The organism is Huaxiibacter chinensis, assembly GCF_022171985.1.
Classification (GTDB): domain Bacteria; phylum Pseudomonadota; class Gammaproteobacteria; order Enterobacterales; family Enterobacteriaceae; genus Enterobacter; species Enterobacter chinensis_A.
The window spans coordinates 315,351-339,435 of sequence record NZ_JAJVHF010000002.1 but is presented as its reverse complement, the minus strand read 5'-3'; the positions used below and the strand labels follow the sequence as shown (position 1 = coordinate 339,435).

Here is a 24,085-nt window from a genome sequence, read left to right as displayed (position 1 = left end):
CGTCCTAAAGTGACCTCGGTTTTCCTGTTGAGGTCGTTATGGAACTTTTATCACACCTTTTTCCTTCTGCTTTTCTCGCGCTGGCGCTGGCACACTTTGTCGCCCTTTTAAGCCCCGGACCGGATTTCTTTTTATTGGTCGGATACGCCGCACGCTATCGGCTTCGCGGCAGTGCAGGCCTGTGCCTGGGCATTGCGATGGGAAATGGGTTTTATATAGTGCTGGTGATTATCGGCTGGAGCATGCTGCGCCACGTTACCTGGATTTTCACACTCATTGAGCTGCTGGGCGCCTTGTATCTGCTGTGGATTGGATTGCATCTGATACGCAGCCGCCCGCAGATCCTGTCGCTCCGCGATGCCCACTCGCACTGCCCCTCTTTATCGATGCAGATACTCATTGGGCTAGGCTCGGCACTCCTGAATCCTAAAAATGCGCTGTTCTATCTGGCGCTGATGACATCGTTGCTGGGGCCGGATGTCACGCTGCTTCAGCAGTCGGTCAGCGGCATCTGGATGGTATTGGCGGTGCTGGCATGGGATTTTACCGTGGTGTCCCTGATCGGTTTGCCGGGGGTGCAGCAAACATTACGGCGATCCCTCTGGTTAATAGAGCGGACGGCTGGCGTGGTATTAATGGTATTTGGCGGCTGGATTTTATGGCGCACTTTGCACTTTCCCCCCGCTTCCCTCTATCCTTAACCCATGGAAAAATTAGCTGAACTCAAACGCGCCAAGCTGTTGGCGCTGTCGCTCCTGCTGGTGGCCGTTGCGACATTTATTGTGACCCTCTTTCTGCCACAGACGTTCTGGGTGCGCGGGGTAAAGGCGATTGCCGAGGCGGCGATGGTCGGTGCGCTGGCGGACTGGTTCGCGGTGGTCGCGCTGTTTCGCCGGGTGCCGATTCCCTTTATCTCCCGCCATACGGCCATTATCCCGCGTAACAAAGACCGGATAGGCGACAATCTCGGGCAATTTGTGCAGGAAAAGTTTCTCGATACCCAGTCGCTGGTGGCGCTTATCCGCCGCTACGAGCCTGCGCAAATGATTGGCGTCTGGTTCAGCGAGCCTGAAAACGCTAAGCGCGTCGGTCAGCATCTGATCCAGGTGATGAGCGGTTTTCTGGAGCTCACCGACGACGGGCGCATTCAGCGCTTGTTAAAACGCGCGGTGCATAAGGCAATCGATAAGGTCGACTTCACCGAAACCAGCGCCGTGATGCTGGAAAGCATGACCAAAAACAACCGACATCAGGTATTGCTGGATGCGATCATTCATCGTCTGATCGCCCTGATTCAGCGGGAAAGCACGCGCGATTTTATTGCCGCGCAAATCGTCCACTGGCTGGAAACCGAACACCCACGTAAGGCGATGGTGCTGCCCACCGAGTGGCTGGGAGATCAAAGCGCGGAGATGGTGTCGAAAGCGGTGAACACCCTGCTGGATGACATCAGCCATGACCGCACGCATCAGATCCGTCAGGCCTTTGACCGCGCCACGCTGAAGCTTATCGACAACCTGAAAAATGATCCGGAGATGGCGGAAAAAGCAGAAAATATCAAACACTATCTCAAAAACGATGACGCCTTTAACCGCTACCTGAGCGAGATGTGGGGCGATCTTCGCCAGTGGCTGAAGAACGACATGCAAAGCGACGATTCACGCGTTAAGCAACGCATGACGCAGGCCGGGCTGTGGTTTGGCGAAACGCTGGTGGCCGATGCCAGCCTGCGGGCGTCGCTGAACGAGCACCTTGAACAGGCCGCGCATCGTATGGCACCGGATTTTGCCACCTTCCTGACGCGCCATATCAGCGACACCGTTAAAGGTTGGGATGCAAAAGATATGTCGCGGCAGATTGAGCTGAATATTGGTAAAGACCTGCAGTTTATCCGCGTCAACGGTACGCTGGTGGGCGGAACCATTGGCTTGATCCTGTTTTTACTCTCCCAGCTCCCCAGCGTGATAACTTTTTAACTGTTTTGTGGCGGCGCAATGACGTAACGCGTCGGCTCAAAACAGTTGAGGATCAGATGCACCAGAAATACGAGGGTCAGCGTGGCCACCAGCGCAACGGTGACGGAGACGATGCGATAGAGATCGCTGAACACCAGGTCGCCGTCCGGATGCAGATTCTGACCAAACATAATGCCGATGGTGGTAATACTGGCAAAGCCGACTCCTGCGCCCACCTTTTCCATGACGTGCAGGCGCGCGCCAAACGCCAGCCCCAGACCAATGAGCGGCATCATCAGCACCATATGGCTGCTGTGATCGTAAAGCAGCAGCTGCATGACCAGAATATACAGACAGCCCAGCACTACGCCGACCACACGCCAGATTGAGCTCATCACCGCACCGCGATAATGCATAGGAAATAAGATCAGCACGCCGGCCATCAGCGCCGACAGGGAGTCGCTCAGATCGCTTATCTGAAAAACGACAAAAATCAGCGTCGCGACCGTGCCAGATAGCAGCGATTCGTGGCGGACACGCGCGGCATCTTTCTCAATCAGCGGCGGCGGCTTGCGCGGCTCTACGTCGGGCAACAGATAGTTCATCAACGCGCTCAGGCACACCGCCATCACGCTGGCTTCGATATTGGAAAACAACAGCGTGTGCCAGTTGGTGGTGGGATAACTCATAAAATTGAGCATCACGCTCTGGCACACCACGCCCATCGAACCAAACAGGAAGAGCGGTCCCTGGCTCATAAAGCGAAAGCGCATCACATAAAGGGCAAACACCACCAGCGTCATAATCACCGGCCATTGCGACAGATAGCCGATGATGAACACCATTTCGATACAGTTCAGCGAAGCGCTAAAGACAAACTGTTTCGCCACATGGCGGTTAAACACCGGCACCAGTGACATCAGCATAATCGGGTAGACCACGTAAAAGACGCCGTACGTGGTGTTGTAAAAACTCGATATGCTCAGGGCAATCATGCCGGCAAAAACAATGCGCAGCGTCTGGCGAAAATCATTCGCCGTATAGACGATATTGCCGTGCGGGGTAAAGACCCGCGCCAGGGTATTAATAGACATAGTGCAGCAGGCTGACGAGATGGATCTGCAGACCGGAGAAGAACTGCGCGAACGGCCCTTCGCTATTATAAAGCTGTACGGTGGCCCGCGCGCCGGTCGGCAAATGCTTAGGGAGTGACTCTTCCAGCGAAACGTGAATGCGCATACGCTGGGCATCACGTACCCAGCGGTTAGAGGTCTCCGGTTGAGAGAGTTGCCCGTTCACCGCCTCTTGTCCCGCCAGAATCCCCGCATCGCTGCTGGTTACGTGGGCATGGAACACTCTTCCCGGAAAGGCATCGAATACCACCGCGGCATCGGTTCCCTGGTGCGTGTGCCGCAGGCTCTTTTCACGAAAATCCGCCACGATATCGGTCTGGTTGTTGACCAGCGCCAGTGCGGCTGTGCCCGAAGTGGCGTAAAAGCCTGGGCTGAGCTGCAGGTTGCTGATAGTGCCATCGGCCTGAGCGTAAACCCGGGTCCAGCTCAGGTTCAGTTCCGCCTCTTCCAGCGCGTTACGGTATTTTTGCAGCGTGACGTTACGCTTTTCGTCCCGCTCGCCGCGCTCGATGCGTAAATTTTGCAGCGTCGCCTGCAGATTCGCGACGGACTGTTCACTGCTCTGCCAGGCGGTACGGACCTTATCCAGATCGGACCGGGAGACATTTTGCAGAGTGCTCAACTTCTGATAACGATCGAAGGTCACTTTGTCGTTGCGGGCATTCAGCTGCGCTGTTTTCAGGCTGGCCTGCGCGCCGGTGATTTGCGCATCAAGCTGTTGGTTAGCCAGGCGCGCCTGCTCCAGGGCGATTTCAGCGGCCTCGACCTTATTGCGAAAAGGCGTGGGATCCAGTTCAAACAGCACGTCCCCTTTTTTGACCTGACTGTTGTTGTGAATGTGTACGGCGGCGACATAGCCCGACACGCGTGCCGACACAGGCGTTACCACGCGCATAACGGTGGCGTCCGGCGTCAGCGGGATCCAGATATCCGCCACGATAAAGTAGACAAACATCAGCAGGAAAGAGGCAATACTCACCCTTACCCAACGGGCAAACTTTTGTTCAGGAGTCATTATTTTTGTGTCTTATTATCTTCTTCGCGGATTGACCGCAAATTGCAGGCGATTTGATTTAGTGTGGCGCTAAAAATGTCGATATGTTCTGGCGCGATATTTTGCGATACGCGAGCCTGAAACGTCTCAATGACTTGCGTCAACGTCTTCAGCACCGCGTTGCCTTCAGGAGTCAGTCGTAATAAACGAATACGCTTGTCATAGGGCGATGTGGTACGCAGAAGATAACCCTGCTTTTCCAGCTGAGAGAGTGTGCGCATCAGCGGCGGCAGTTCGATACCCTGCACTTCCGCCAGTTCGCTCACCGAGACATTATCCCCCAGCTGTTGAAGCTGCATCATGACCGTCCAGCTCGACTGGGTTAACCCCGTATCAAGAATGGCATCGTCAATAATGGCACGCCACTGGCGCACAACCATCGCCATTCGCATGCCCATCGGCCTGCGGCTGAACAGATCTTCTTCACTCACGGGGAAATCCTCTTGTATCACGCGGCCACAGTAATAGTTATCACGGTAAGTATCAAGAAACGCGAGGCTAAAGAGCAGGAATTGCGAAAAGCGGTGGATAGGTTCTGGGTCTTGTTTTCTCCCTCTCCCGTGGGAGAGGGCGGGGATGAGGGCATCAGCGCGCATCTTTCCCCTCACCCTAACCCTCTCCCGAAGGGAGAGGGGATATTGGCACCGGTTCTCCTCCAGGCAGGGGTCTTGTTTTCTCCCTCTCCCGTGGCAGAGGGCCGGGGTGAGGGCATCAGCGCGCACATTTGCCCCCTCACCCTAACCCTCTCCCAAAGGGAGAGGGAATATCAGCACCGGTTCTCCCCCCGGCAGGGGCGTTGTTTCTCCCTCTCCCGTGGGAGAGGGCCGGGGTGAGGGCATCAGACCGCACAGTCCCCCGCCCGCTTCACCCGCTAAAAGACTTCTGCAACGCCGCTCTGCCCGCAGCGGTTATTGTCACCTCACGAAACCCCGTCACCCGCTGAATCCATCCTTTTGAATCCAGATACGTCAGTAACGCCGCGCCCGCCTCGCCGCCTAGATGAAAACGCCGCTCGCTCCAGTCCAGACAGGCACAGCACGCCTTTCGGCGCGGGTTAGCGCTGATGGGAATACCGCGTTGCATAAACTGTTCTCGCCCATACAAAGTTAACGCCGAGCCGTCTGGCACCAGCCACCCCGCGGAGTGCATAAAATCATACATCTGCACTGCAACCGTGCCCGCAAGATGGTCGTAACAGGTTCGCGCCTCGCGCATCGATTTCGGCGCCGTCGTTTCCGGCGGTGAGATGCGGCTCCAGGAGAGCCCCATCATCTGCTCCACCATCTCTGCCACCTCGTGCCCCGCCAGACGGTAGTAACGATGCCGCCCCTGCGACAGACAGGTTATCAGCTTCCCCTCCACCAGCCGGTTGAGGTGTCCGCTGGCGGTAGAGGGCGCGACGTCTGCCGCCGCGCTCAGCTCGGTGGCGGTCCAGGCGCGCCCGTCCATCAGCGCGCACAGCATCTTCACCCGCGACGGATCGGCCATCGCGGCGGCGAGCGCCGCCACTGCCTGTTCCAGCGCAACGGGGTTATCGGGGATCAGACTCGTCTTTGGCATGCGGTGCCCACCGTGCAGTAATCTCTGCCGCCAGCTTATCATTATCCGTCAGCAGAATAAGGCGATTCGCATGATCGCTGTACTGCGTCAGCACCGCGATCCCCTTTGATGCCAGCGCTACCGCAATCTCGCCCAGCTCGCCGGGACGCGCCTGCCTGAGCTTTCTGATCACCGGCGGGCGTACGGATTGCACGTTGAAGCCGGCCTCTTCTAAAACAGTGCGGGCCTTTTCCCCCTCCTCCACCAGGAAATGCGCCTCCACGCCAAACACGCCACCGCCCTCCAGCCCAACGCCGTTGCGCCCCAGCAGTTGCCCAAAACGGGCCAGTTCGCCCGGAATATCGTCAAAAATCACATGAACGTCATACACGGGCATGCCCTCCGTTTTCGGAGTCGTATTCCCGCACCAGCTGCGCGACACGGATGCGATAGAACGCAAAAACGGACGCCCGCCCTTCGGCTTGCGCGGCCTGATGAAAAACATTCTGCTTCCAGTTGCGAATGGCCTCTTCATCCCGCCACCAGGAGAGCGACAGGATTTTGCCGTCGGTGGTCAGGCTCTGAAAACGTTCGATATCGATAAACCCGTCGATATCCGCCAGCAGCGGCTTAAGTTCGGCGGCAAGTTGCAGATACCGCGCCTGATGCGCGGGATCGGCCTGAGCTTCAAAAAGAACGGCAATCATGTGTGTGTCTCCCTTGTGATGATGGGGAGAGAGTGCCGGTAAACGAAACCCGATGCTTCGGTCGGGAGCGAAGTGTTTACCGGCCGCGCACCGTTACCCCAGAATAGATTTCGGCTCCATAAATGCGCGAATCCCCCACTCACCCATCTCGCGGCCCACGCCGGAATGTTTAAACCCGCCAAACGGGGCTTTCGGCTCGTGGGTCAGGGTGTTTACCAGCACGCGACCGGCGGTAATGTGCTGCGCCACGCGCCTGGCGTGCTCCGCATCACGGCCCAGGACCAGCGCGCTCAGGCCATACTCGGTATCATTCGCTATGGCGATCGCTTCTGCTTCGTCACGCCAGGTCATGATCGACAGCACCGGGCCAAAGATCTCTTCGCGGGCGACGGTCATCTGGTTACTCACATCGGTAAACAGGGTTGGGCGAACAAACCAGCCATCCTGCGTACCTTCAGGCCGACCTTCTCCCCCCACCAGCAGTCGCGCCCCTTCGTCGATCCCCAGCCGAATATAACGCTGCACGCGCTGCCACTGTTTTTCGCTGACCATCGGGCCAATTTCAGTCGAGCTGTCCCGCGGATCGCCCGATTTAACCGCCGCCACCGCCTGCGCCAGCGCCGCTTCGCACTCTGCTTTTCGGGCGTGCGGCACCAGGATGCGCGTACCGGCAACGCAGGCCTGCCCGCTGTTCATGAAGCCCGCCGCGATGGCCAACGGAACCGCCTGCGATAGATCCGCATCCGCCAGAATCAGCGTCGGGGATTTGCCGCCTAACTCCAGCGTCACCCGCTTAAAGGTCTCCGCGGCATTACGCAGAATCGCTTTGCCGGTATTGGTCGAACCGGTAAACGAGATCTTCGCCACGTCAGGATGGCGGGCAATAGTTTCCCCCACGGTATCGCCGCGCCCCGTGACGATATTAAAGACCCCCGGCGGCAGACCGGCTTCACTCAGCGCCCGGGTAACAATCAGGGTTTGCAGCGCGCTCATCTCACTGGGCTTGATCACCGCCGTACAGCCTGCCGCCAGCGCCGCCGCCAGCTTGCCGCAGATAAAACCCGCATCGCTGTTCCACGGCGTGATAAGCCCCGCCACGCCCAGCGGGATCATGTCGACGGTGGCGGCACCCACTTGTGTAGTGAAGGGAAATGCCTCCAGCGCCTCAATAACATGGGCGATCACGTCTGCCGGATAGCGTGCCATCCACGCCGAACGCGACGCGGGAGCGCCATACTCCTCGATCACCGCTTCCAGCAGCTCGTCATGCCGTGCGGCCACGGCGGCATGCATCCGTTTTAGTGCGGCAATACGTTCCTGTTTGCTTGTCTGCGACCATGCCGGAAAAGCCGCTTTCGCCGCAGCGATCGCCCGTTCAGCATCCTGTTGATCCGCCAGCCGCACCTGGCCGGTAATTTGCGCGGTGGCAGGGTTATACAAATCGAAACGGTCGGTACCGTGCGGGGTGACAAATTCACCGTTAATAAAGATTTGATCGATGTTACGCATTGGGGGCCTCCTCAGGCTGTATGGAGGCAGTCTGGCACGCCTTTAACGTTTCGATAATCCACGCTATGCTGCAAAGGCTGTTTCGATTTTCAGGATAATCTATGCATCGTTCAGGTTTAACCGAGCTGGAAGTGGTACTGGCCGTGGTGCGGCGCGGCAGCTTTCGCGGCGCGGCGCAGGAGATGGGGATGTCCGCCAGCGCGGTGAGCAATGCCATTGCCGGGCTGGAAGCGCGCCTGCAAACCAGGCTGTTCAACCGCACAACCCGTAGCGTGGCGCTGACCGATGCAGGACAACACTTTGTCGCCCGTATCGCACCCGCCTTGCAGGAGATCCGCCAGGCCACGGAAGAGATGCACAGCGACACCGACGAACCTGCCGGCACCCTGCGGCTGAACGTACCGAACAATGTCGGCGCGCTTTTCCTGGATGCGCTGCTGATCGACTACATGATGCGTTATCCAAAAATGCGCGTTGAGACGGTAAGCGAAGCACGCATGATCGATATCGTCGCCAGCGGTTTCGATGCCGGGATCCGCCTGGCCGAGTCCGTGCCGCAGGATATGATCGCCGTCGCGCTCACCCCCGATATTCGCCAGCTCGTCACCGCCACGCCTGCCTGGTTTGCCCGTTATGGCACACCGCAAACGCCCGAGGATCTCCTGCATCATCAGGGGATCGGGATGCGCATGTCACACGGGGGGATCTATCGCTGGGAGCTGGAGCGTCGCGGCGAGCGATATGAGTTAGCCGTACCGCCGCGTTTTGCGACCTCGGATCTCTTCGCCTCGATACGTGCGGTCAAAGCCGGTTTGGGCGTGGGATTTCTGCCTGAACTTTATATTCAGCAGGAGCTGGAGAGCGGTGAACTGGTGAGCGTGCTGAACGACTGGACGCAGCCGTTTGGCGGGCTGCGCCTGTACTACCCCGGCCATCGCCACGTCCCACCCGGTTTGCGGGCGCTGGTGGCGATGATCCGCGAACGCGGCCTTACGCCAGATTAGCTTTATTCAGGCCATACGCCACGTCCATCGCGCCAGGCTCCATGCGCGAGGTGATCCCCAGACGGTTCCAGGCATTGATCGCCACAATGGCAAAATTCAGTTCAGAGAGTTCAACCTCGGAGAAATGCTCGGCCACGCTGCGATACAGCTCGTCGCTTATCCCTTCTGACGTGATGTGCGTCAGGGCTTCGGCGAAGGCCAGCGCCGCTTTTTCTTTGGCGCTAAACAACGGCGATTCACGCCAGGCCGTCAGATGGTAAAGACGCAGTTCGCGCTCGCCGGCGATTTTGGCCTCTTTCGCGTGCATATCCAGGCAGAAGGTACAGCCGTTCAGCTGGGAGACACGGATATCGATCAAATGCTTTAACGTGGGATCAAGCGCGGTTTTGCCGATCGCCATGCTCAGATCGGAAAGGGCTTTTGCCAGGGCAGGTGTAGCTTTATGGTGATTAACGCGAGTGCTCATTGTCTTTCCTCTTTTTGTGCGGGCATGTCTCATGCGATGGGGCAAATGTACGCCGTTCATGACATAGTAAAAAGATACAAAAACCGTGAAATGAGGTAGGACATGAAATCGGGCTATCACGATATCTATACCCGCTATCGCGAGAACATTACGCGGGGCGTGCTCAAGCCCGGGGACAAGGTTCCCGCCATCCGCGTGCTGGCAGAAGAGCTAAAAGTGGCGCGGAAAACCGTCGAGACGGCCTACGCTATCCTCACGGGCGAGGGCTATCTGGTCAGTCAGGGGGCGCGCGGCACGCGGGTCAATCCGGATTTAACCCTCCCTGCCCGGCTGGAGGCCCCCACGGATCACGCTACCGGTTCACTGCCGGAATCGTTAATGGCTCAGCGCGAACGGACCGGATTTTTACGCCCGGGCATTCCGGCGCTGGACAGCTTTCCCTATAAAAAATGGCTTTTGCTGGCAGGCCAGGCGACGCGTTCGATGCGTCAGGAAGAGATGCTTAACCCGCCGGTCATGGGCTGGCCTGCGCTGCGTCAGGCCATTGCCAGCTACCTGAATATTTCGCGGGGCCTCTCCTGTCGCGCTGAGCAAGTCCTGATCACCAGCGGATACAGCGGCAGCCTGCGGTTGATCCTGGATACGCTGGCCAGCCGAAACGACAAGGTCGTGTTTGAAGATCCGGGCTATTTTATGGGCCAGCAGTTACTCAAACGGATCGTGCCACGTCTGCATACCGTACCGGTCGACAGAATGGGCATGGATACAGATTATCTGCTGCGTCATCATCATGACGCCCGCTTCGCCATCGTCACGCCATCACACCAAAGCCCGCTGGCGGTCACGCTCTCCCTGCCGCGAAAACAGCAATTGCTCGACTGGGCGAGCCAGAACGCGGCGTGGATCATTGAAGATGATTACGACGGTGAATTTCACTACACCCGCAAAGTGTTGCCCTCGCTGAAAAGCCTCGACCGTCATGACCGGGTGATCTTTATGGGCACGTTCAGTAAAACGATCATGCCGTCGCTGCGAATGGGCTACGTGGTGATGCCCGCCAGCACGGTAGATGCCTTTACCGACTGCGCGGATATCGTTGCCAGCGGCCAGCCCGTGCTTACGCAAAAGATCCTTACCGCTTTTCTCAGCGAGGGGCATTTTTTCCGCCATCTCAAGAAGATGCGGGCGCTCTACCAGATGCGTCGCGACTGGATGATCGCCGCCCTGCGTGAGGTGTATGGCGATCTGTTTTTTACCGAGCAAAACGATGGCGGAATGCACATCGTGGCGTTCCTGGCAAAAGGCAGCTGCGACAGGGAGATCGCCCACTGCTGGCAGGCTCACCAGCTGCAGGTTAACGCCTTATCCGACTGGTATCGCGGCTCGGGCAAGCGCTACGGGCTGGTGATGGGCTACAACAACGTGCGCACCTGGCAGGAAGCGCTGGAATTACTGCAAAGGCCGAAACAGCAGACGCTCGACCTGATGCGTTGACCCCCGTCACACATCGTAGCGCGACAGCCCCACATCCTTAAGCTGCTCGTCGCTCATCTGGCGCAAAATTCGACGGGTACGGTTGACGCGGTACCACTGTTTCACTGTTTTTCCGATCCAGACAAAGGCGATAAACGGTCTTTTTGCCCGATTTTCGTAGAATTCCATGATGCTCTCCTCGCGGTGTCAGTGGAGATATCATCGTGGATTACGGCATCGACAATACAGATTCAAAAAACACTTTTTTTTAACATACAGATCCGTTACAACAGGATCTGCATGCCGTTTTCTGCGGCAATCTGTACTGGTTTTATAATCTGTATGGTGAAAATTAAGGATACAGCATGACGCGTTATCAACATCTGGCTAATCTTCTGGCGGAGCGTATTCATCAGGGACTGTACCGCAGCGGCGAGCGTCTGCCGTCCGTGCGCGCCCTGAGCCAGGAGCACGGGGTCAGTATTAGCACCATACAGCAGGCCTATCAGATTCTGGAAAACCTCCAGCTGATCACACCGCAGCCCCGTTCCGGCTATTTTGTCTCGCCCCGTAAAGCCCTGCCGCCGGTCCCGGCCATGACCCGCCCCGTTCAACGGCCTGTGGAGGTCACGCAGTGGGACGAAGTCATGATGCTGCTCGACGCCCGTGCCGATAAAGAGATGATCTCTTTTGGCGGCGGCTCGCCAGACCTTAATCAGCCCAGCCTGAAACCCCTCTGGCGTGAAATGAGCCGTATCGCCCATCACAATCCCGGTGAAATGCTCAGCTACGATGTGCTGGAGGGGCGAGCAGAGTTGCGGGAGCAGATCGCCCGCCTGATGTTTGACGGCGGTTCAACCGTGTCGGCGGATGAGATTGTGATCACCAATGGCTGCCACGGTGCACTGTCGCTGGCCCTGCTGTCAGTCTGCAAGCCAGGCGACATTGTCGCCGTTGAATCCCCCTCTTTTCACGGCACCATGCAGATGCTGCGCGGGTTTGATATCAAAGCTATTGAGATCCCCACCGATCCGCAAACCGGGATCAGCATCGAAGCGCTGGAGATGGCGCTGGAGCAATGGCCCATCAAAGCGGTCATTCTGGTGCCCAACTGCAACAATCCGCTCGGGTTTATCATGCCGGAGGCCCGTAAACGTCAGGTTCTTACGCTGGCCCAGCGTCACGATATTGTGATTGTGGAAGATGATATTTATGGCGAGCTGGCCGCAGAATATCCGCGTCCGCGCACCATTCATTCGCTGGATATCGATGGCCGCGTATTGCTCTGCAGCTCCTTTACCAAAACGGTTGCCCCAGGATTGCGCGTCGGCTGGATTGTACCGGGACGTTATTACGACCGGGTCATGCACATGAAATACGCCGCCGGGGGCTTTAACGTTCCCGCCACGCAGATGGCGGTGGCGGCGTTTATTCGCGACGGCCACTATCATCGTCACGTGCGCCGCATGCGCCAGATTTACCAGCAAAATATGGAAACCTATACCTGCTGGGTGCGCCAGTATTTTCCCTGCGAGATTTGCGTCACGCGCCCGCAGGGGAGTTTTCTTTTATGGGTGGAACTGCCGGAACAGGTGGATATGGTCTGCGTCAGTAAGCAGCTCGCCAGACTGAAAATTCAGGCCGCCGCAGGTTCGCTTTTTTCTGCCTCGGGTAAATACCGAAACTGCTTACGTATCAACGTCGCCCTGCCCCCAACGGAGAAAACCCGCGAGGCGCTGAAGAAAATGGGCGAGGCAGTGGCTATCGCCATGGAGGAATAGCCCGCCTCGCTGCATACAGGCCGGGTCAGGCGACGCCGCCCGGCAATAACATCACGCGTTGCCCGGACTCAGAACGCCCAGGAGAGACTGCCCACGATGCTGCGCTCTGCGCCAAAGTAGCAGTAGGACAAGGAGTTACAGGCCGCCACGTAGCTTTTATCCGTCAGGTTATTGACGTTCAGCTGCGCGCTCAGCCCCTTCAGTCCCACCTTAGACAGGTCGTAACCCACCATCATATCCACCAGCGTATACGAGGGCAGCGTATGGGTATTCTGACGATCGCTGGTCACGCCGTTGACGTAACGCACCCCTGAGCCGACCGTTAAGCCGTCCAGTGGACCAGTTTTGACATCGTAACTGACCCACGCGCTCGCCATGTTTCGTGGCGCATAGACGGCACGTTTACCCTCTTCTTCCGGGCTGCTCTTCTTGTAGCGAATATCGGTGTAGGTATACGCCGCCTGCATGCGCAGGCTTTCCGTCACCTGACTTATCGCCTCCAGCTCTACGCCTTCTGACTCGATTTCACCAATTGAACGATAGGGATCCGTTGGCTCTTCTTTTGTGGCGATATTTTTCTGATTGATGCGGAACACCGAGGCGCTGAACTGGCTGTTCATCCCCTCTGGCTCGTACTTCACGCCCGCTTCCCACTGCTTGCCCTTCATTGGATCCAGAATCTGACCTTTATCATCGGCAAAGCTGGTCGGGGTAAAGGCGGTGGAGTAACTCACGTAAGGCGCAACGCCATTATCAAAGAGATACAGCAGCGCCGCGCGGCTGCTGAAGTTGTTCTTATCCAGATCGCTGCGGGTGTTGTTGAGTTTATCGATATTCGAGACGCTCACCTGATCGTAACGTCCACCCAGCGTTAAGCGCCAGCGGTCAAGCGACATCTGATCCTGCAGGTAGTAGCCGGTCTGACGCAGCTTGTGCTTCTCTTTGCTGTACATCGAGATGGAGTCCGGCTTCGCGCCATACGACGGATGGAAGGCATTAATGGCCGGGAACGCGCCGGTATAACCGGTCGTGTTGTTACTGCGATCCTGGTAATCCATGCCGATCAGCACGCGATGGTTAACGATCCCGGTATCAAAGCTGCCGTCCACCTGGTTATCCAGCGTGATCGCGTTCATCTTCTCGTCTGAACCGGAATAGCCCCGATTCAGATCGGTATCGTTGAGCCAGCCCGAAGCATACACCTGGTTCAGTTTTACTTTGGTATGCAGATAGCGAAGCTTCTGGCGGACTGACCAGCCGCTGTCAAACATGTGCTCAATGTTGTAGCCCACCATGTTTTCGCGACGATCGTATTTGTCGTAATCGTCCTCACCTTCGTAGAAAGTGTTGGAAATCTTTTTGCCCGCGTGAGGAACGACGGTGCCTTCATAAGGCAGCCCCGAGTGGCTGCCGCCTTCCGGGTCGCGATGCAGATAGGCCATCAGATCCAGGCGCGTATTGTCGGTGATCCGCCAGGTCAGGCTGGGCATCACCGCATAACGCTCCTCTTTCAGCGGATCGAACTGCGAATCGGCATAGCGGGTCATGCCGCTCAGACGAGCCGCCACGCGATCGTTATCATCCAGCGCGCCGGTGACGTCAAACATCGCACCGCGCTGATCGTTATTTCCGGCAAGCAGTTTGATCTCTCCGCCCGGATCAAACGACGGCTTACGCGAGGTAAGCGCCACAATGCCGCCCGGTGATGAGCGTCCGTACAGCACAGACGCCGGGCCGCGTACCACTTCCACGCTCTCCAGGAACCACGGATCGACCACCAGCGAACTGTGGGAGTTGGTGTCGCCCATCATCTTCAGGCCGTCGAGGTAAATATTGTCCAGGCTGCCATCGGAGAAACCACGCAGCACGATGTAATCAAAGCGGTTGGAAGCCCCAATCTGATTGCTGTAAACGCCCGGGGTATAGCTCACCGCCTGACGGACGCTCGTGGCACCCTGCTCTTCAATCTGATCGCGCGTTACGATGGAGACCGCCTGCGGGGTTTCGATATCGGGCGTGGCGAGCTTGGTTGCGCCGCTCTGTATTTGCGACGTCACCACCACGGTCTCAGGTTTCGGCGTATCCTGCGCCAGCAAAGGAAAAGCGATACTGCCGGTCACGCATCCCACCAGCAGTGCCAGCCGTGATTGAGCAAACATGAAGATCTCCAAAGGCATTTCTAATTGTTAATAAGAATTATTACCCTTTTGAGATCGCAAATAGCTATGCGGCGTGCCAGGTTAAGTATGCGCAATGCCAAACCGCACGTAAAACGTTAGCGTGATGGAGGAAAGTGGTTTAACCGGATTGACGGACGTCGCCAGGCGAGAGGCCATAACGCCGGCGAAAAGCAGTCGAGAAATTTGAGGCATGTTGGTAGCCCGACATCCAGGCGGCCTGCTGTACGCTGTGGCCTTCCAGAAGATAGCGCCGCGCCTGCTCAAGACGGCAATCGCGCAGATAATCAAATACCGTGCAGCCATACGCCTGACGGAACTTGCTGCGTAAACTGCTGGGGCTCATCGCCGCCTGGGCCGCCAGCTGCGCCAGGGTGTATTCCCGCTCCGGTGATTGTTCCAGTACGATGCGCACACTCTCCAGGCGCGCCCGCTCCCCCCCTGACGGCAAGGTGCGGCAGGTTAGCTGCTGCTGGCGATGGTTCAGACCGTGACCAAGCAGCTGATACATCAGCCCTTCCAGAAGCAATTTACGCGACAACTCCCCGATCCCCGGCTGCTGAGAATGGGCAATCCCGGCCAGCACGAACCCAGGCACCTGCCAGACAAAAGTGGGCGTATCCAGACGCTGCCACTCCTGAAGCAACGACTCCAGCAGGCTCTCGCGGTGCATGTCATCCGGATATACCCCAAAGGAGAGCGTTTTTAAGCTGCTGTCCGCATCGTGACGGGCGCACATCGCCTGCTGCTCGCTTAAGCGGGCCGTAAATGCCATACCGGAATAGACCTGAAACGCTTCCCCGTTGAGGGCAATCGTCACGCATCCCTCAAGCACCACCAGCATGTAAAGCGGGCTGCTGTGACGGGAGGTGGTTTCGTAGGGTTGCAGGACGCGAACATCCGAGTGGGTGAGCGATATCCCGGATGACAGCGTCATCTCCTGAACATCACCGTGCAGTACAGGGCTTGTGTGACCCTCATCGCCAGACAAATGCGGAAAGCGGTAATCGATACCGTAGCGCTCGCCAAAGCGTTGAAAATCCTCAACCAGGAAAAATTTCTTTGTTGATGCACTTTCGTCGCGAAGCGTTGTGTTGTGCATGCCTGCGCCTGCCGGAAAAAATAAGGAAGAAAATATTATCACTCCCTCTTCGTAACGGCAATTACGTAACGACAATGCGGCTTAAAGTGGCAGGTCTCAGAAATTATAAAGCTCTGGCATGATGCCAGAGCCCATAAATAACATCCTTGTTACTGTGGTAATTAGGCTTCTTGCCACTCAGCAAAAACCTCTTTATGGTTTTTGGTGAGAACCACTTTATTATCATCAACTTTAGCGACCCACTCCAGCGGAATATAATGGTGTTTACCACCGGATTCCGGATCGCTTTTCGAAAGCTTGATGCGCTCGCCATCTAAATGGTCGACTACCCCGACGTGAGTCCCACAGCTGGCGACGACCTGAGTATGATCCTTAATCTCGCTCTTGTTTACCATGTTAATTCTCCTCTGTGGTTAATGGGCTGTTTCACGATATTAACTGTAGTCCAAAATTTTATTATTTCATCCTCTGTTAGCATTTAGATACATCTTTGACAAATGAATAAAAGCGACTATTTAAGGGCATTATTTAAATATCACCACAACATCGGAAAGAGACGAAATGCAATATAAACCATGAAACTGTTTTATAATTAACAGTACGCACTCAACAAGGAGGCAAATATGATGATTCAAAGTTATCCTGAAGAAATTTCATTGGCTCTTGGTGAAGCGGTATTAGACATCGTGCAAAAAGGCCAGGAGGTATCGCGAGAAAACCTGGCGCGAACGATGAAGTATAAAGCAGAGAAAGAGGCAGATGATGAGCGGCTGCTCTACTACTGGAAAGCCTGCAATATGCTGATCTAAGCCTGCTGGTGACGCTCAGCGCCCGCTGAGCGTCACCGTGATATTATTCGTCGAAGTACCAGTATCCCTGATTAATCAGCCCCGTCAGCTCCTCAACAAACGCCGGGTTTTGCAGCGCTGTACCCAACTCGTTCTGACCGAATTCGGTATAACGGCACAATACGTCTGCGGCGTTCGCATCCGTGGTCTCCAGCAATTCACTGTTTATAAAGAAACTGTCCCCCACGTTTAATACCCGCAGCCCGCTCAGACGGCACAAAGTTTCTCCTCCCAACAGCGCATCGAGCACCTCTTCCGGCTCGTAGGCCGGTTCTGCCGCGGCGATATCCAGCTCGTGGCGTGGGGTGGAGACAAAGCTACCGAACCATTTTTTGAACTCATCAGGCTGGCTGATCATTTCGATCATCATGTTGCGCAGGCGATCGAGTTCATACTGCTCTACGCGGCCGGGATGCTCACGGCAGGTGAGATCCGGATCGCTGTAATGCTCGCCGCCCAGATCGTTTTCAAGGGCGTAATCCGCGAAGCTGCTGATCAGATCCCGGCCATTCGGCCCGCGGAAGCCAACGGAATAGTTCAGCGCGGTCTCATGGGTGAACCCATCGTGCGGGAAGCCTGGCGGGATATAAAGAATGTCCCCGGGCGCCAGATCTTCATCGATAATCGGGGTGAAGGGATCGACGTGCAGCAGCGCCGGATGCGGGCAGAACTGACGCATTGGCAGTTTGTCGCCCACGCGCCAGCGACGGCTCCCCATCCCCTGAATAATAAACACATCGTACTGATCGATATGAGGCCCCACGCCGCCGCCCGGAACGGAATAGGAGATCATCAAATCATCCAGACGCCAGTCCGGCAGCACGCGGAAGGGGCGCACCAGTTCAGCAGAGGGCATATGCCAGTGGTTAACCGCCTGCGCCAGCAGCGACCAGCCGGTTTCACCCAACCCATCAAAATGTTCAAACGGACCGTTGCTTGCCTGCCATTCGTTATTGAAATGGCTGACCAGGCGGCTATCGACTTCGGGCTCCATCGCCAGCCCCGCCAGCTCGTCCGGCGTTATCGGGTCGACAAAATTCGGGAAGGCATTTTTTAAAACAACGGGTTGTTTTTGCCAGTATTTTTCAAGAAATTCCGGCCAGTTCAGGTTCAGTTGATACGCCATGGGTAGCACCAGTGAGATAAGAGACGGGTGCCATTATGAAAGCGGGGTCGCCGGGATGCTTTGTTGTGGGTCAAGCGACGGTGAATCGCATAATACAATCTGAGCGGGTTAGCGCCCGACTGGCGGGCGCTAAAGGGGGGCATTAATCCAGCTTCAGTTCATCATACTGCGTAATGATTTTACCCACGATGCCGTAGTCCAGCGCTTCCGCCGGGGACATCCAGAAGTTACGGTCGGTATCTTTTTTCACTTTTTCCAGCGGCTGACCGGTCGCGTCTGCAATCAGTTTGTTCACGCGCTCAAGCATACGAATAATTTCGCGGGCTTCGATCTCGATATCCGTCGCCTGGCCGCGCACGCCGCCCAGTGGCTGATGGATCATAAAGCGGGTATTCGGCAGAGCGTAACGGTTCTCTTTTTTCGCCGCCAGGAAGATGGTGATCCCTGCGCTTGCCACCCAGCCGGTGCCGATGACGTGCACGTCAGGGCGAATGAATTTAATAAAGTCGTGAATGGTATCCCCGGCTTCCACATGGCCGCCCTGGCTGTTGATATACAGCTTGATCGGGTCATTGCTGATGCTTTGCAGCAGGATCAGCTGGGTAATGACTTTTTCGGCCAGCGCCTGGTCAATTTCTCCCGAGATAATGATCGAGCGTGACTCCAGCAGCTTATGCTGCAACGCGCCCGCGCCGTTCTTTTCGTCGGTTTTTTCAGTGTTGTCGCGATCTTTCTGTGTGAAGTGCATTGTGCTTATCCTCGGCTTTTAGCGCTCAAAGTCAGAGTGTAGCCTGTTTTACCTGTCAAAGTCCTTAAGGGCGCACACTCCGCGCCTTCGATGTTATGCAGAATTTGATTCATGCTGTAAAATGGACAGGACACGCTGTTCACTACGCCGCATAACCAACGAGGATTACGATGAAAATTGCACACGTCGCACTCTGGACCCGCAACCTGGACGCGCAGGTGACTTTCTGGGAGAGCGTCTTTGGCGGACGCAGCAACGCGCGGTACGTCAGCCAAAACCGCGCGGGATTTGCCTCACATTTTATCACTCTCGAGGGTGGACCGACTGTTGAGCTGATGACGGTGCCAGACCTCCCCGACGCCCCCTCGTACCCGGAGTTTGTTGGCTGGGCGCATATCGCCATCGCGGTAGGCAGCCGGGCGGATGTCGACAGCATGGCAGCTCAGGCGCGTGAAACGAATACCCTGCTCAGCGCGCCGCGGATGACCGGCGATGGCTTTTATGAAGCGGTCATTGCCGACCCGGACGGCAACCGGATTGAGCTGGTCGGCGAATAACCTTACCTGAACCGCGTCACTGCCCACCTGAACAGGCAGTGACATGATTAAGATTAATCTCATAAACTAAGCCATTTTCCGATTTCCGGAGTTTATGATGGTTCAGGATCGCACCGCGCTCGCCCCTTTTTTCCGCACCCACAGTGCAAAGAACAGTGAATACAGCCCTAAATGGGGCCCCGCCTACCATCATATTGCGGACCAGGTCCAACGAGAGCGTCCGGATTTTAACGATCCAGGGCTGCTGAAATCGCTCTGGTACGATCGCTCAAACGGCGTCGCCAGCGTTAAGCAAGGGGGCATGTCGCTTGATGAATTTAACGGCGCGCACACGCACTTGCGTGAACTCACCCGCTTAATGGCGCAGGGGTGTACGCCTGAGGTTTATCAGACGGTGGTCAACCAGCTCCAGGCGCTTAAAGCCCAAAATATCCTAAAAAAACAGTACTGGGCGCTTTGTCATCGGGCCTTTGCGACGATCTACCCGGAAAAGGTGTCGAACGTCGTCAATACCAGCATGTTTTCGCGCATTTATAACTATTGTAATAACCGTTTTAATCTGGGGCTGTCCGGAAAAGGCGAGTGGTTCGAGAAAAACCTTGAGCTGAAACAGGCGTTAACCCGTGAGACAGGCCATGCGATCGATCCGATAGAACTGAATATGTCGCTTTGGCATCTTTATACGCATTACATCAAGGATCAAAGCGAAATCGGATTAGTCAGCCAGGCGTCGTTCGTTGATGAGGACGAAGAGGATGCGGTGGCCAGCACGCCGGATATCCCCCTGAACGTCATCCTGTACGGCCCGCCGGGAACCGGTAAAACCTACACCACCGTCGAACATGCGGTGCGCGCCTGTGAGCCAGAGGAATATTCCCGCTTACTCGATGGCCTTGAAGGCAGCGCATATCGAACCGAACTCAAAGCGCTTTATGACCGTCTGGTGGAAGAAGGGCGAATTCGCTTTGTGACGTTCCACCAGAGTTTTGGCTACGAAGAGTTTATTGAAGGCCTCAGGGCCGATACCACCCACGACGGAAGTGTCCGCTACGAGATCAAAGCGGGCGTCTTCAGGCAAATCTGTGAAGACGCCGCGTTTGGTCATGCGGGCGAGCAGCTGGCCCTGAATGAGGCCCTGGCACAGCTTCAGGCCGATCTGATCGAAAACGACAGCATGACGCTTCACACGCCATCAGGAAACGCGTTCCGGGTGACCTATAAAAGTGAGAGGTGTTTTGGCATCTTCCCTTCACAAAGCAAAAAATCGGATCTGGGCAACGGCTATAACGCGTATCTGAAGGATATCAAAGCCTGGTATCAGGATAATCACGCCGACGTTCATAACCCGCCCTATGTGAGAGGTATCCTTCACCATTTGCAGGAGACGTATCACCTTCCGGCCATCCCGGCTGAGACCTCCCCTGCCAGACGTCAGAACTACGTGCTGATTATCGATGAGATTAACCGCGGCAATATCTCCAAAATCTTTGGCGAACTGATTACCCTGATTGAAACCTCAAAACGCGCGGGTGAAGCGGAAGCGCTGAGCGTTGTGCTTCCCTATTCCGGGCAAGCGTTCCGCGTGCCGAATAACCTTTATCTGGTCGGCACCATGAACACCGCGGATCGATCGCTGACCGCTCTCGATACCGCGCTGCGTCGCCGGTTCGAGTTCAAAGCGATGCTGCCAAAGGCATCCCTGCTGGAGGGGCATGTCATCAATGGCATTAACCTTAAGCAGCTGCTTGTAACGCTGAATGAACGTATCGAGATGCTTTACGACAGCGAACATACGCTTGGGCACGCGTTTTTCATCCCGATAATTCAAAACGCCGATGACGAAGACGCAGCGTTCGACAGGCTGCGTCGGGTCATGAAAAACAAAGTCCTGCCTCTGCTGGAAGAGTATTTTTATAACGACTGGCAAAAGATACGGCTGGTGCTGGGTGATAACCAGAAAAAGGCGCCTGAGCTGTGCTTTATCCGCTCAATTAAAAACGAGGGTAACGCGCAACGCCTGTTTGGTGCCGATGCGACAGATGAATTACAGGAGGCCGGGGATCGTTATTATCTCGCCAGTGAAGACGATCCGGTCTGGCTCACTCCACTCGCCTGGCGCCAGATTTACGATCCTCAGGCGCGCGACACGGAGCAGGAGGCATGACCACCCCACCGCCGTGGACGCTCTATGAGTATGGCTATCTGGTAAGCGAAGCAAATTCAGGCCGCGTTCAGGACGCGGTTGCCCTGCCCGACCCGCTGTTTCAGTGGCTGGAGCAGCGCTGCCTGAGCGATGGCGATGAATACGATCGCCGTCTGCTGACGTTACGCATCGTAGGGCGGGTAAAGGTCCTCCAGGTCAAAAACTACGTGGGCGTTCTCGCCCTGCCAGGCGGTGCGTTGATCGAGGTATTACCCAAAACGGGACGCGGAGAGGAGAATCATGCCAGAGCGCGAGAACAGCTGATCATGATGCTGCGTGCCCTGAAAACCTTCCGCCATATCGCGACCACTCCCGCCAGCGTCAAAACGTCGCGTATGCCCCTGATGGATATTTTCATTCAGCAGTTTATTACCAGCGTGCAGGCGATCCTGCGTCAGGGCCTTAAGCGGGATTATTTACGCCGCGAGGATAACCTCTCGTGGATGAAGGGTAAGCTGCGGGTATCGGCCCAGCTGTCCAAAAACAGCGTACGCCCCGATCGTTTTCAGGTGGAATATGACGAGTACAGCGTCGAACGCCCTGAAAACCGCCTCCTGAAAACGGCTATTGAAAAAGTCAGGCGCTTGACCCGTGATCCATCGCTGATCCGGCAGCTTCACCCCTTACAGGCCCATTTCGAGCCTGTTGCCGCCGTGGCGGATGTCGCGGTTGCTTTCAGTCAGGTGCGACTCGACCGGCATATGCATCATTACGTGCAGGCCCTGGACTGGGCAAAGCTGATCCTTCAGGGCGAGTCGCCGCACTGTATGCAGGGCCAGGCTAACGCTATCTCGCTCCTCTTTCCCATGGAGGCGGTATTTGAATCCTTTGTTGCCGCATGGATGCGTCATCATCAGCGGCACTATCGGGTGGAGACGCAGGCAAGAGAGAAGAGTCTGGCGCGGTTTAATACCCGGAAAATGTTCACGCTGAAACCGGATATCTGGCTTCGCTCAGGCACCGACGCTGAACCCGGGCCAATCGTGTGCGACACAAAATGGAAGATGATCCAGACGCATAAACCCGGCTTTAATCTGGCGCAGGACGATATGTATCAGATGCTGGCGTATGGCCTGCACTACCTCGATGGCGAGGGCGAGTTGTTGCTTATCTATCCTGAGCACGAGGGGTTTACCCAGCCGCTGCCGCATCCCTTTGACCTGCATAAAGAGGGGAAACCAAACCTGCGTTTATGGGTGGTGCCTTTTTTCATTGGCGACAGCATCACCACCTCGCGGCTTCGTCTTCCCGACAGCTTCCCCGCAAGCCTGACGCCTGCTAAGCAGGCGTCAGCTTCTGTTAATTGACCGTTGCCGGGCCCGTTACCTGCCCTTCGTCGTCGGGCTGACGGGCCTGGTCGCGTCGCGCCGCCAGCAAACGACAAATTTCGGCGTGCTTCTCCTCGGTAAAGGTAAAGCGGGACATGCACAGCAGGCGAATCACGGAGCCTATCGCCGGGAGCAGACAAATCCCGAAGAACAGCCCTGTTAACACGCCGTCGCTTTGCGCCTGCGCCTGAGGCACGTAGCCTATCATCGTCAGGAAGACGCCTATCAACCCGCCGCCCACGGCGACGGACATCTTGCCGGTAAAGGTCTGCCCTGAGAAGGTGATGGCCGCACAGCGTTTATGGGTGTGATATTCCGCGTACTCAATGGTGTCGGCAATCATCGACGAGGTGAGAATGTTGGTCATCATCACGAACAGCGTGCTCAGGCCCAGCAGGACAAACAGCAGCGCCGTTTGCTGATAACCTGCAAACCACATCACCAGCCGCACGGCCACATCCAGCCCGCAGAGGATCATGAACAGCTGCCGCTTTTGCATCCTGCGCGTCAGCATCGGCGCAATCAGGCACACCACCGCGGCCAAAATCCCCATGATGCCAATCGCCATTTGCAGGCTGCCATCGCCCAGGTTGTAGATAAAGAAGTAGATATAAATACCGTTCGCGACGTTATGGAACACGCAGAAAAAGAACGATAACAGGATAATAAAGAGAGGCTTATTCTGCCGCAGGTTATGGAACGTATCGCGTATCGTCACCTTCTCCGGGCTGGGCGGCACGCGCTCTTTAATCTGCACAAAGCCATTTATCATCAACGGCAGGCCGACCATCATCATCACCAGCGCCGCCATAAAATAGCCTTTGTCATTGCTGTACTGCGCAAAAAAGGCCGCCAGTTTCGGGAAGAAGATATTGGCGCAGGCAATACCCGCGTTCACGCCCAGCATCGCTGCCGTGACCGCGCGGGTACGCTGGCCTGAGTCATTGGTCATTACCGATGACATCGACCAGAACGGAATATCGGATATCGCGTACAGCGTTCCCCACAGGATATAGGTCATCCCGGCATAGAGGATTTTGGTGGTCATGTCCGCGTCGATTTTATAAAACGACAGCAGCGTAACGCCGGTGATCAGCAGCGGGGCAATCAGCAAAAAGTGACGAAACTTACCGAACCTGCTGTTAATCGTATCCATAAAGCTGGCAAACAGCGGATCGTGCACCGCATCCCAGACGCGGGCGATGAGGAATATGGAGCTGGCGGCCAGCGCCGAAATCCCCAGCACGTCGGTGTAAAAATAGTTAATGAATGAACCCACTAAACCAAAGCTAAAACACTGACCTAAACCATAACCAAAATAGGACCATAACTCGCGAGACGGTATTTTCATTGTCGTTGCCATAGGGTGTACCTT

The 24,085-nt window shown here is 56.2% G+C and carries 24 protein-coding genes; 9 read left to right on the top strand and 15 right to left on the bottom strand.

Translation table 11 applies throughout. From position 1 onward, the window contains the following. Positions 1–38 precede the first annotated feature (38 nt). Entirely contained in the window at positions 39–701 is a 663-nt protein-coding gene (locus LZP96_RS07435; RefSeq protein ID WP_258925797.1) for a LysE family translocator, read from the top strand. A 3-nt stretch (positions 702–704) separates the two neighbouring features. Next, complete coding sequence (locus tag LZP96_RS07430) at positions 705–1,976, top strand: DUF445 domain-containing protein (RefSeq protein WP_064324696.1); 1,272 nt, start codon at positions 705–707, stop codon at positions 1,974–1,976. Here LZP96_RS07430 and LZP96_RS07425 read toward each other — a convergent pair. From LZP96_RS07425 to LZP96_RS07395, 7 genes are all read right to left on the bottom strand, one after another. Then, positions 1,973–3,049: a DUF2955 domain-containing protein gene (locus LZP96_RS07425; protein WP_064324695.1), complete on the bottom strand. Its 1,077-nt coding sequence runs from the start codon at positions 3,047–3,049 to the stop codon at positions 1,973–1,975. The genes LZP96_RS07430 and LZP96_RS07425 overlap by 4 nt on opposite strands. Next, positions 3,039–4,106 carry an HlyD family secretion protein gene (locus LZP96_RS07420; protein ID WP_087892555.1) on the bottom strand — a complete coding sequence of 356 codons (1,068 nt, stop codon included), beginning with the start codon at positions 4,104–4,106 and terminating at the stop codon, positions 3,039–3,041. Before LZP96_RS07420 ends, LZP96_RS07425 begins: the two co-directional genes overlap by 11 nt. Further along, positions 4,103–4,573 (bottom strand): MarR family winged helix-turn-helix transcriptional regulator, encoded by a 471-nt coding sequence (locus LZP96_RS07415; RefSeq protein WP_064324693.1) that lies wholly within the window; start codon positions 4,571–4,573, stop codon positions 4,103–4,105. The genes LZP96_RS07420 and LZP96_RS07415 overlap by 4 nt, the downstream gene beginning before the upstream one ends. A gap of 433 nt (positions 4,574–5,006) precedes the next feature. After that, a complete protein-coding gene (locus LZP96_RS07410; RefSeq protein ID WP_064324691.1) occupies positions 5,007–5,702 on the bottom strand; it encodes an ArsR/SmtB family transcription factor in 696 nt (231 codons plus the stop codon). Continuing rightward, entirely contained in the window at positions 5,674–6,072 is a 399-nt protein-coding gene (locus tag LZP96_RS07405) for a hypothetical protein (RefSeq protein WP_064328060.1), read from the bottom strand. Before LZP96_RS07405 ends, LZP96_RS07410 begins: the two co-directional genes overlap by 29 nt. Beyond that, positions 6,065–6,388 carry an antibiotic biosynthesis monooxygenase family protein gene (locus LZP96_RS07400; protein WP_064324690.1) on the bottom strand — a complete coding sequence of 108 codons (324 nt, stop codon included), beginning with the start codon at positions 6,386–6,388 and terminating at the stop codon, positions 6,065–6,067. Before LZP96_RS07400 ends, LZP96_RS07405 begins: the two co-directional genes overlap by 8 nt. Positions 6,389–6,481: 93 nt before the next feature. Further along, positions 6,482–7,897: an aldehyde dehydrogenase family protein gene (locus LZP96_RS07395; RefSeq protein ID WP_064324689.1), complete on the bottom strand. Its 1,416-nt coding sequence runs from the start codon at positions 7,895–7,897 to the stop codon at positions 6,482–6,484. 101 nt (positions 7,898–7,998) lie between these two features. On the opposite strand from LZP96_RS07395, the gene LZP96_RS07390 reads away from it, so the two are divergent. Next, complete coding sequence (locus tag LZP96_RS07390) at positions 7,999–8,901, top strand: LysR family transcriptional regulator (protein ID WP_064324688.1); 903 nt, start codon at positions 7,999–8,001, stop codon at positions 8,899–8,901. On the opposite strand, the gene LZP96_RS07385 is transcribed toward LZP96_RS07390, so the two are convergent. Continuing rightward, entirely contained in the window at positions 8,888–9,367 is a 480-nt protein-coding gene (locus tag LZP96_RS07385; protein WP_064324687.1) for a carboxymuconolactone decarboxylase family protein, read from the bottom strand. The two genes, LZP96_RS07390 and LZP96_RS07385, sit on opposite strands and share 14 nt — an antisense overlap. Before the next feature lie 102 nt (positions 9,368–9,469). On the opposite strand from LZP96_RS07385, the gene pdxR reads away from it, so the two are divergent. Continuing rightward, positions 9,470–10,861, top strand: a complete 1,392-nt coding sequence (gene pdxR, locus LZP96_RS07380) for a MocR-like pyridoxine biosynthesis transcription factor PdxR (protein WP_064324686.1) — start codon at positions 9,470–9,472, stop codon at positions 10,859–10,861. 6 nt (positions 10,862–10,867) lie between these two features. Here pdxR and LZP96_RS07375 read toward each other — a convergent pair whose 3' ends face one another. Beyond that, entirely contained in the window at positions 10,868–11,029 is a 162-nt protein-coding gene (locus tag LZP96_RS07375; protein ID WP_064324685.1) for a DUF1127 domain-containing protein, read from the bottom strand. 176 nt (positions 11,030–11,205) lie between these two features. Here LZP96_RS07375 and LZP96_RS07370 point away from each other — a divergent pair, with 176 nt between their 5' ends. After that, on the top strand, positions 11,206–12,621 hold the full coding sequence (locus tag LZP96_RS07370; protein WP_064324684.1) for an aminotransferase-like domain-containing protein: 1,416 nt from the start codon (positions 11,206–11,208) through the stop codon (positions 12,619–12,621). 68 nt (positions 12,622–12,689) lie between these two features. Here the strand turns inward: LZP96_RS07370 and foxA are convergent, their stop codons facing one another. The 3 genes from foxA to LZP96_RS07355 form a co-directional block, all read right to left on the bottom strand. Beyond that, positions 12,690–14,798, bottom strand: a complete 2,109-nt coding sequence (foxA, locus tag LZP96_RS07365) for a ferrioxamine B receptor FoxA (RefSeq protein ID WP_087892551.1) — start codon at positions 14,796–14,798, stop codon at positions 12,690–12,692. 121 nt (positions 14,799–14,919) lie between these two features. After that, positions 14,920–15,900 carry a helix-turn-helix domain-containing protein gene (locus LZP96_RS07360; RefSeq protein ID WP_064324683.1) on the bottom strand — a complete coding sequence of 327 codons (981 nt, stop codon included), beginning with the start codon at positions 15,898–15,900 and terminating at the stop codon, positions 14,920–14,922. Between the two features lie 161 nt (positions 15,901–16,061). After that, the gene (locus tag LZP96_RS07355; protein ID WP_064324682.1) at positions 16,062–16,295 is read right to left on the bottom strand and encodes a DUF2171 domain-containing protein; all 234 of its coding nucleotides are present in this window, start codon (positions 16,293–16,295) and stop codon (positions 16,062–16,064) included. A 228-nt stretch (positions 16,296–16,523) separates the two neighbouring features. Here LZP96_RS07355 and LZP96_RS07350 point away from each other — a divergent pair, with 228 nt between their 5' ends. Then, on the top strand, positions 16,524–16,709 hold the full coding sequence (locus LZP96_RS07350) for a hypothetical protein (RefSeq protein ID WP_064324681.1): 186 nt from the start codon (positions 16,524–16,526) through the stop codon (positions 16,707–16,709). A 43-nt stretch (positions 16,710–16,752) separates the two neighbouring features. Here the strand turns inward: LZP96_RS07350 and LZP96_RS07345 are convergent, their stop codons facing one another. Both LZP96_RS07345 and LZP96_RS07340 read right to left on the bottom strand, forming a co-directional pair. Beyond that, complete coding sequence (locus LZP96_RS07345; protein ID WP_064324680.1) at positions 16,753–17,874, bottom strand: ribosomal protein uL16 3-hydroxylase; 1,122 nt, start codon at positions 17,872–17,874, stop codon at positions 16,753–16,755. A gap of 142 nt (positions 17,875–18,016) precedes the next feature. Beyond that, entirely contained in the window at positions 18,017–18,622 is a 606-nt protein-coding gene (locus LZP96_RS07340; protein WP_064324679.1) for an ATP-dependent Clp protease proteolytic subunit, read from the bottom strand. A 170-nt stretch (positions 18,623–18,792) separates the two neighbouring features. Between LZP96_RS07340 and LZP96_RS07335 the strand changes: the two genes are divergently transcribed. From LZP96_RS07335 to LZP96_RS07325, 3 genes are all read left to right on the top strand, one after another. After that, on the top strand, positions 18,793–19,179 hold the full coding sequence (locus LZP96_RS07335) for a VOC family protein (RefSeq protein ID WP_064324678.1): 387 nt from the start codon (positions 18,793–18,795) through the stop codon (positions 19,177–19,179). A 97-nt stretch (positions 19,180–19,276) separates the two neighbouring features. Further along, a complete protein-coding gene (locus LZP96_RS07330) occupies positions 19,277–21,343 on the top strand; it encodes an McrB family protein (RefSeq protein WP_064324677.1) in 2,067 nt (688 codons plus the stop codon). Further along, a complete protein-coding gene (locus LZP96_RS07325) occupies positions 21,340–22,689 on the top strand; it encodes an McrC family protein (protein ID WP_064324676.1) in 1,350 nt (449 codons plus the stop codon). The genes LZP96_RS07330 and LZP96_RS07325 overlap by 4 nt, the downstream gene beginning before the upstream one ends. Here the strand turns inward: LZP96_RS07325 and LZP96_RS07320 are convergent. Further along, entirely contained in the window at positions 22,682–24,073 is a 1,392-nt protein-coding gene (locus tag LZP96_RS07320; RefSeq protein ID WP_064324675.1) for an MFS transporter, read from the bottom strand. The two genes, LZP96_RS07325 and LZP96_RS07320, sit on opposite strands and share 8 nt — an antisense overlap. Positions 24,074–24,085 lie beyond the last annotated feature (12 nt).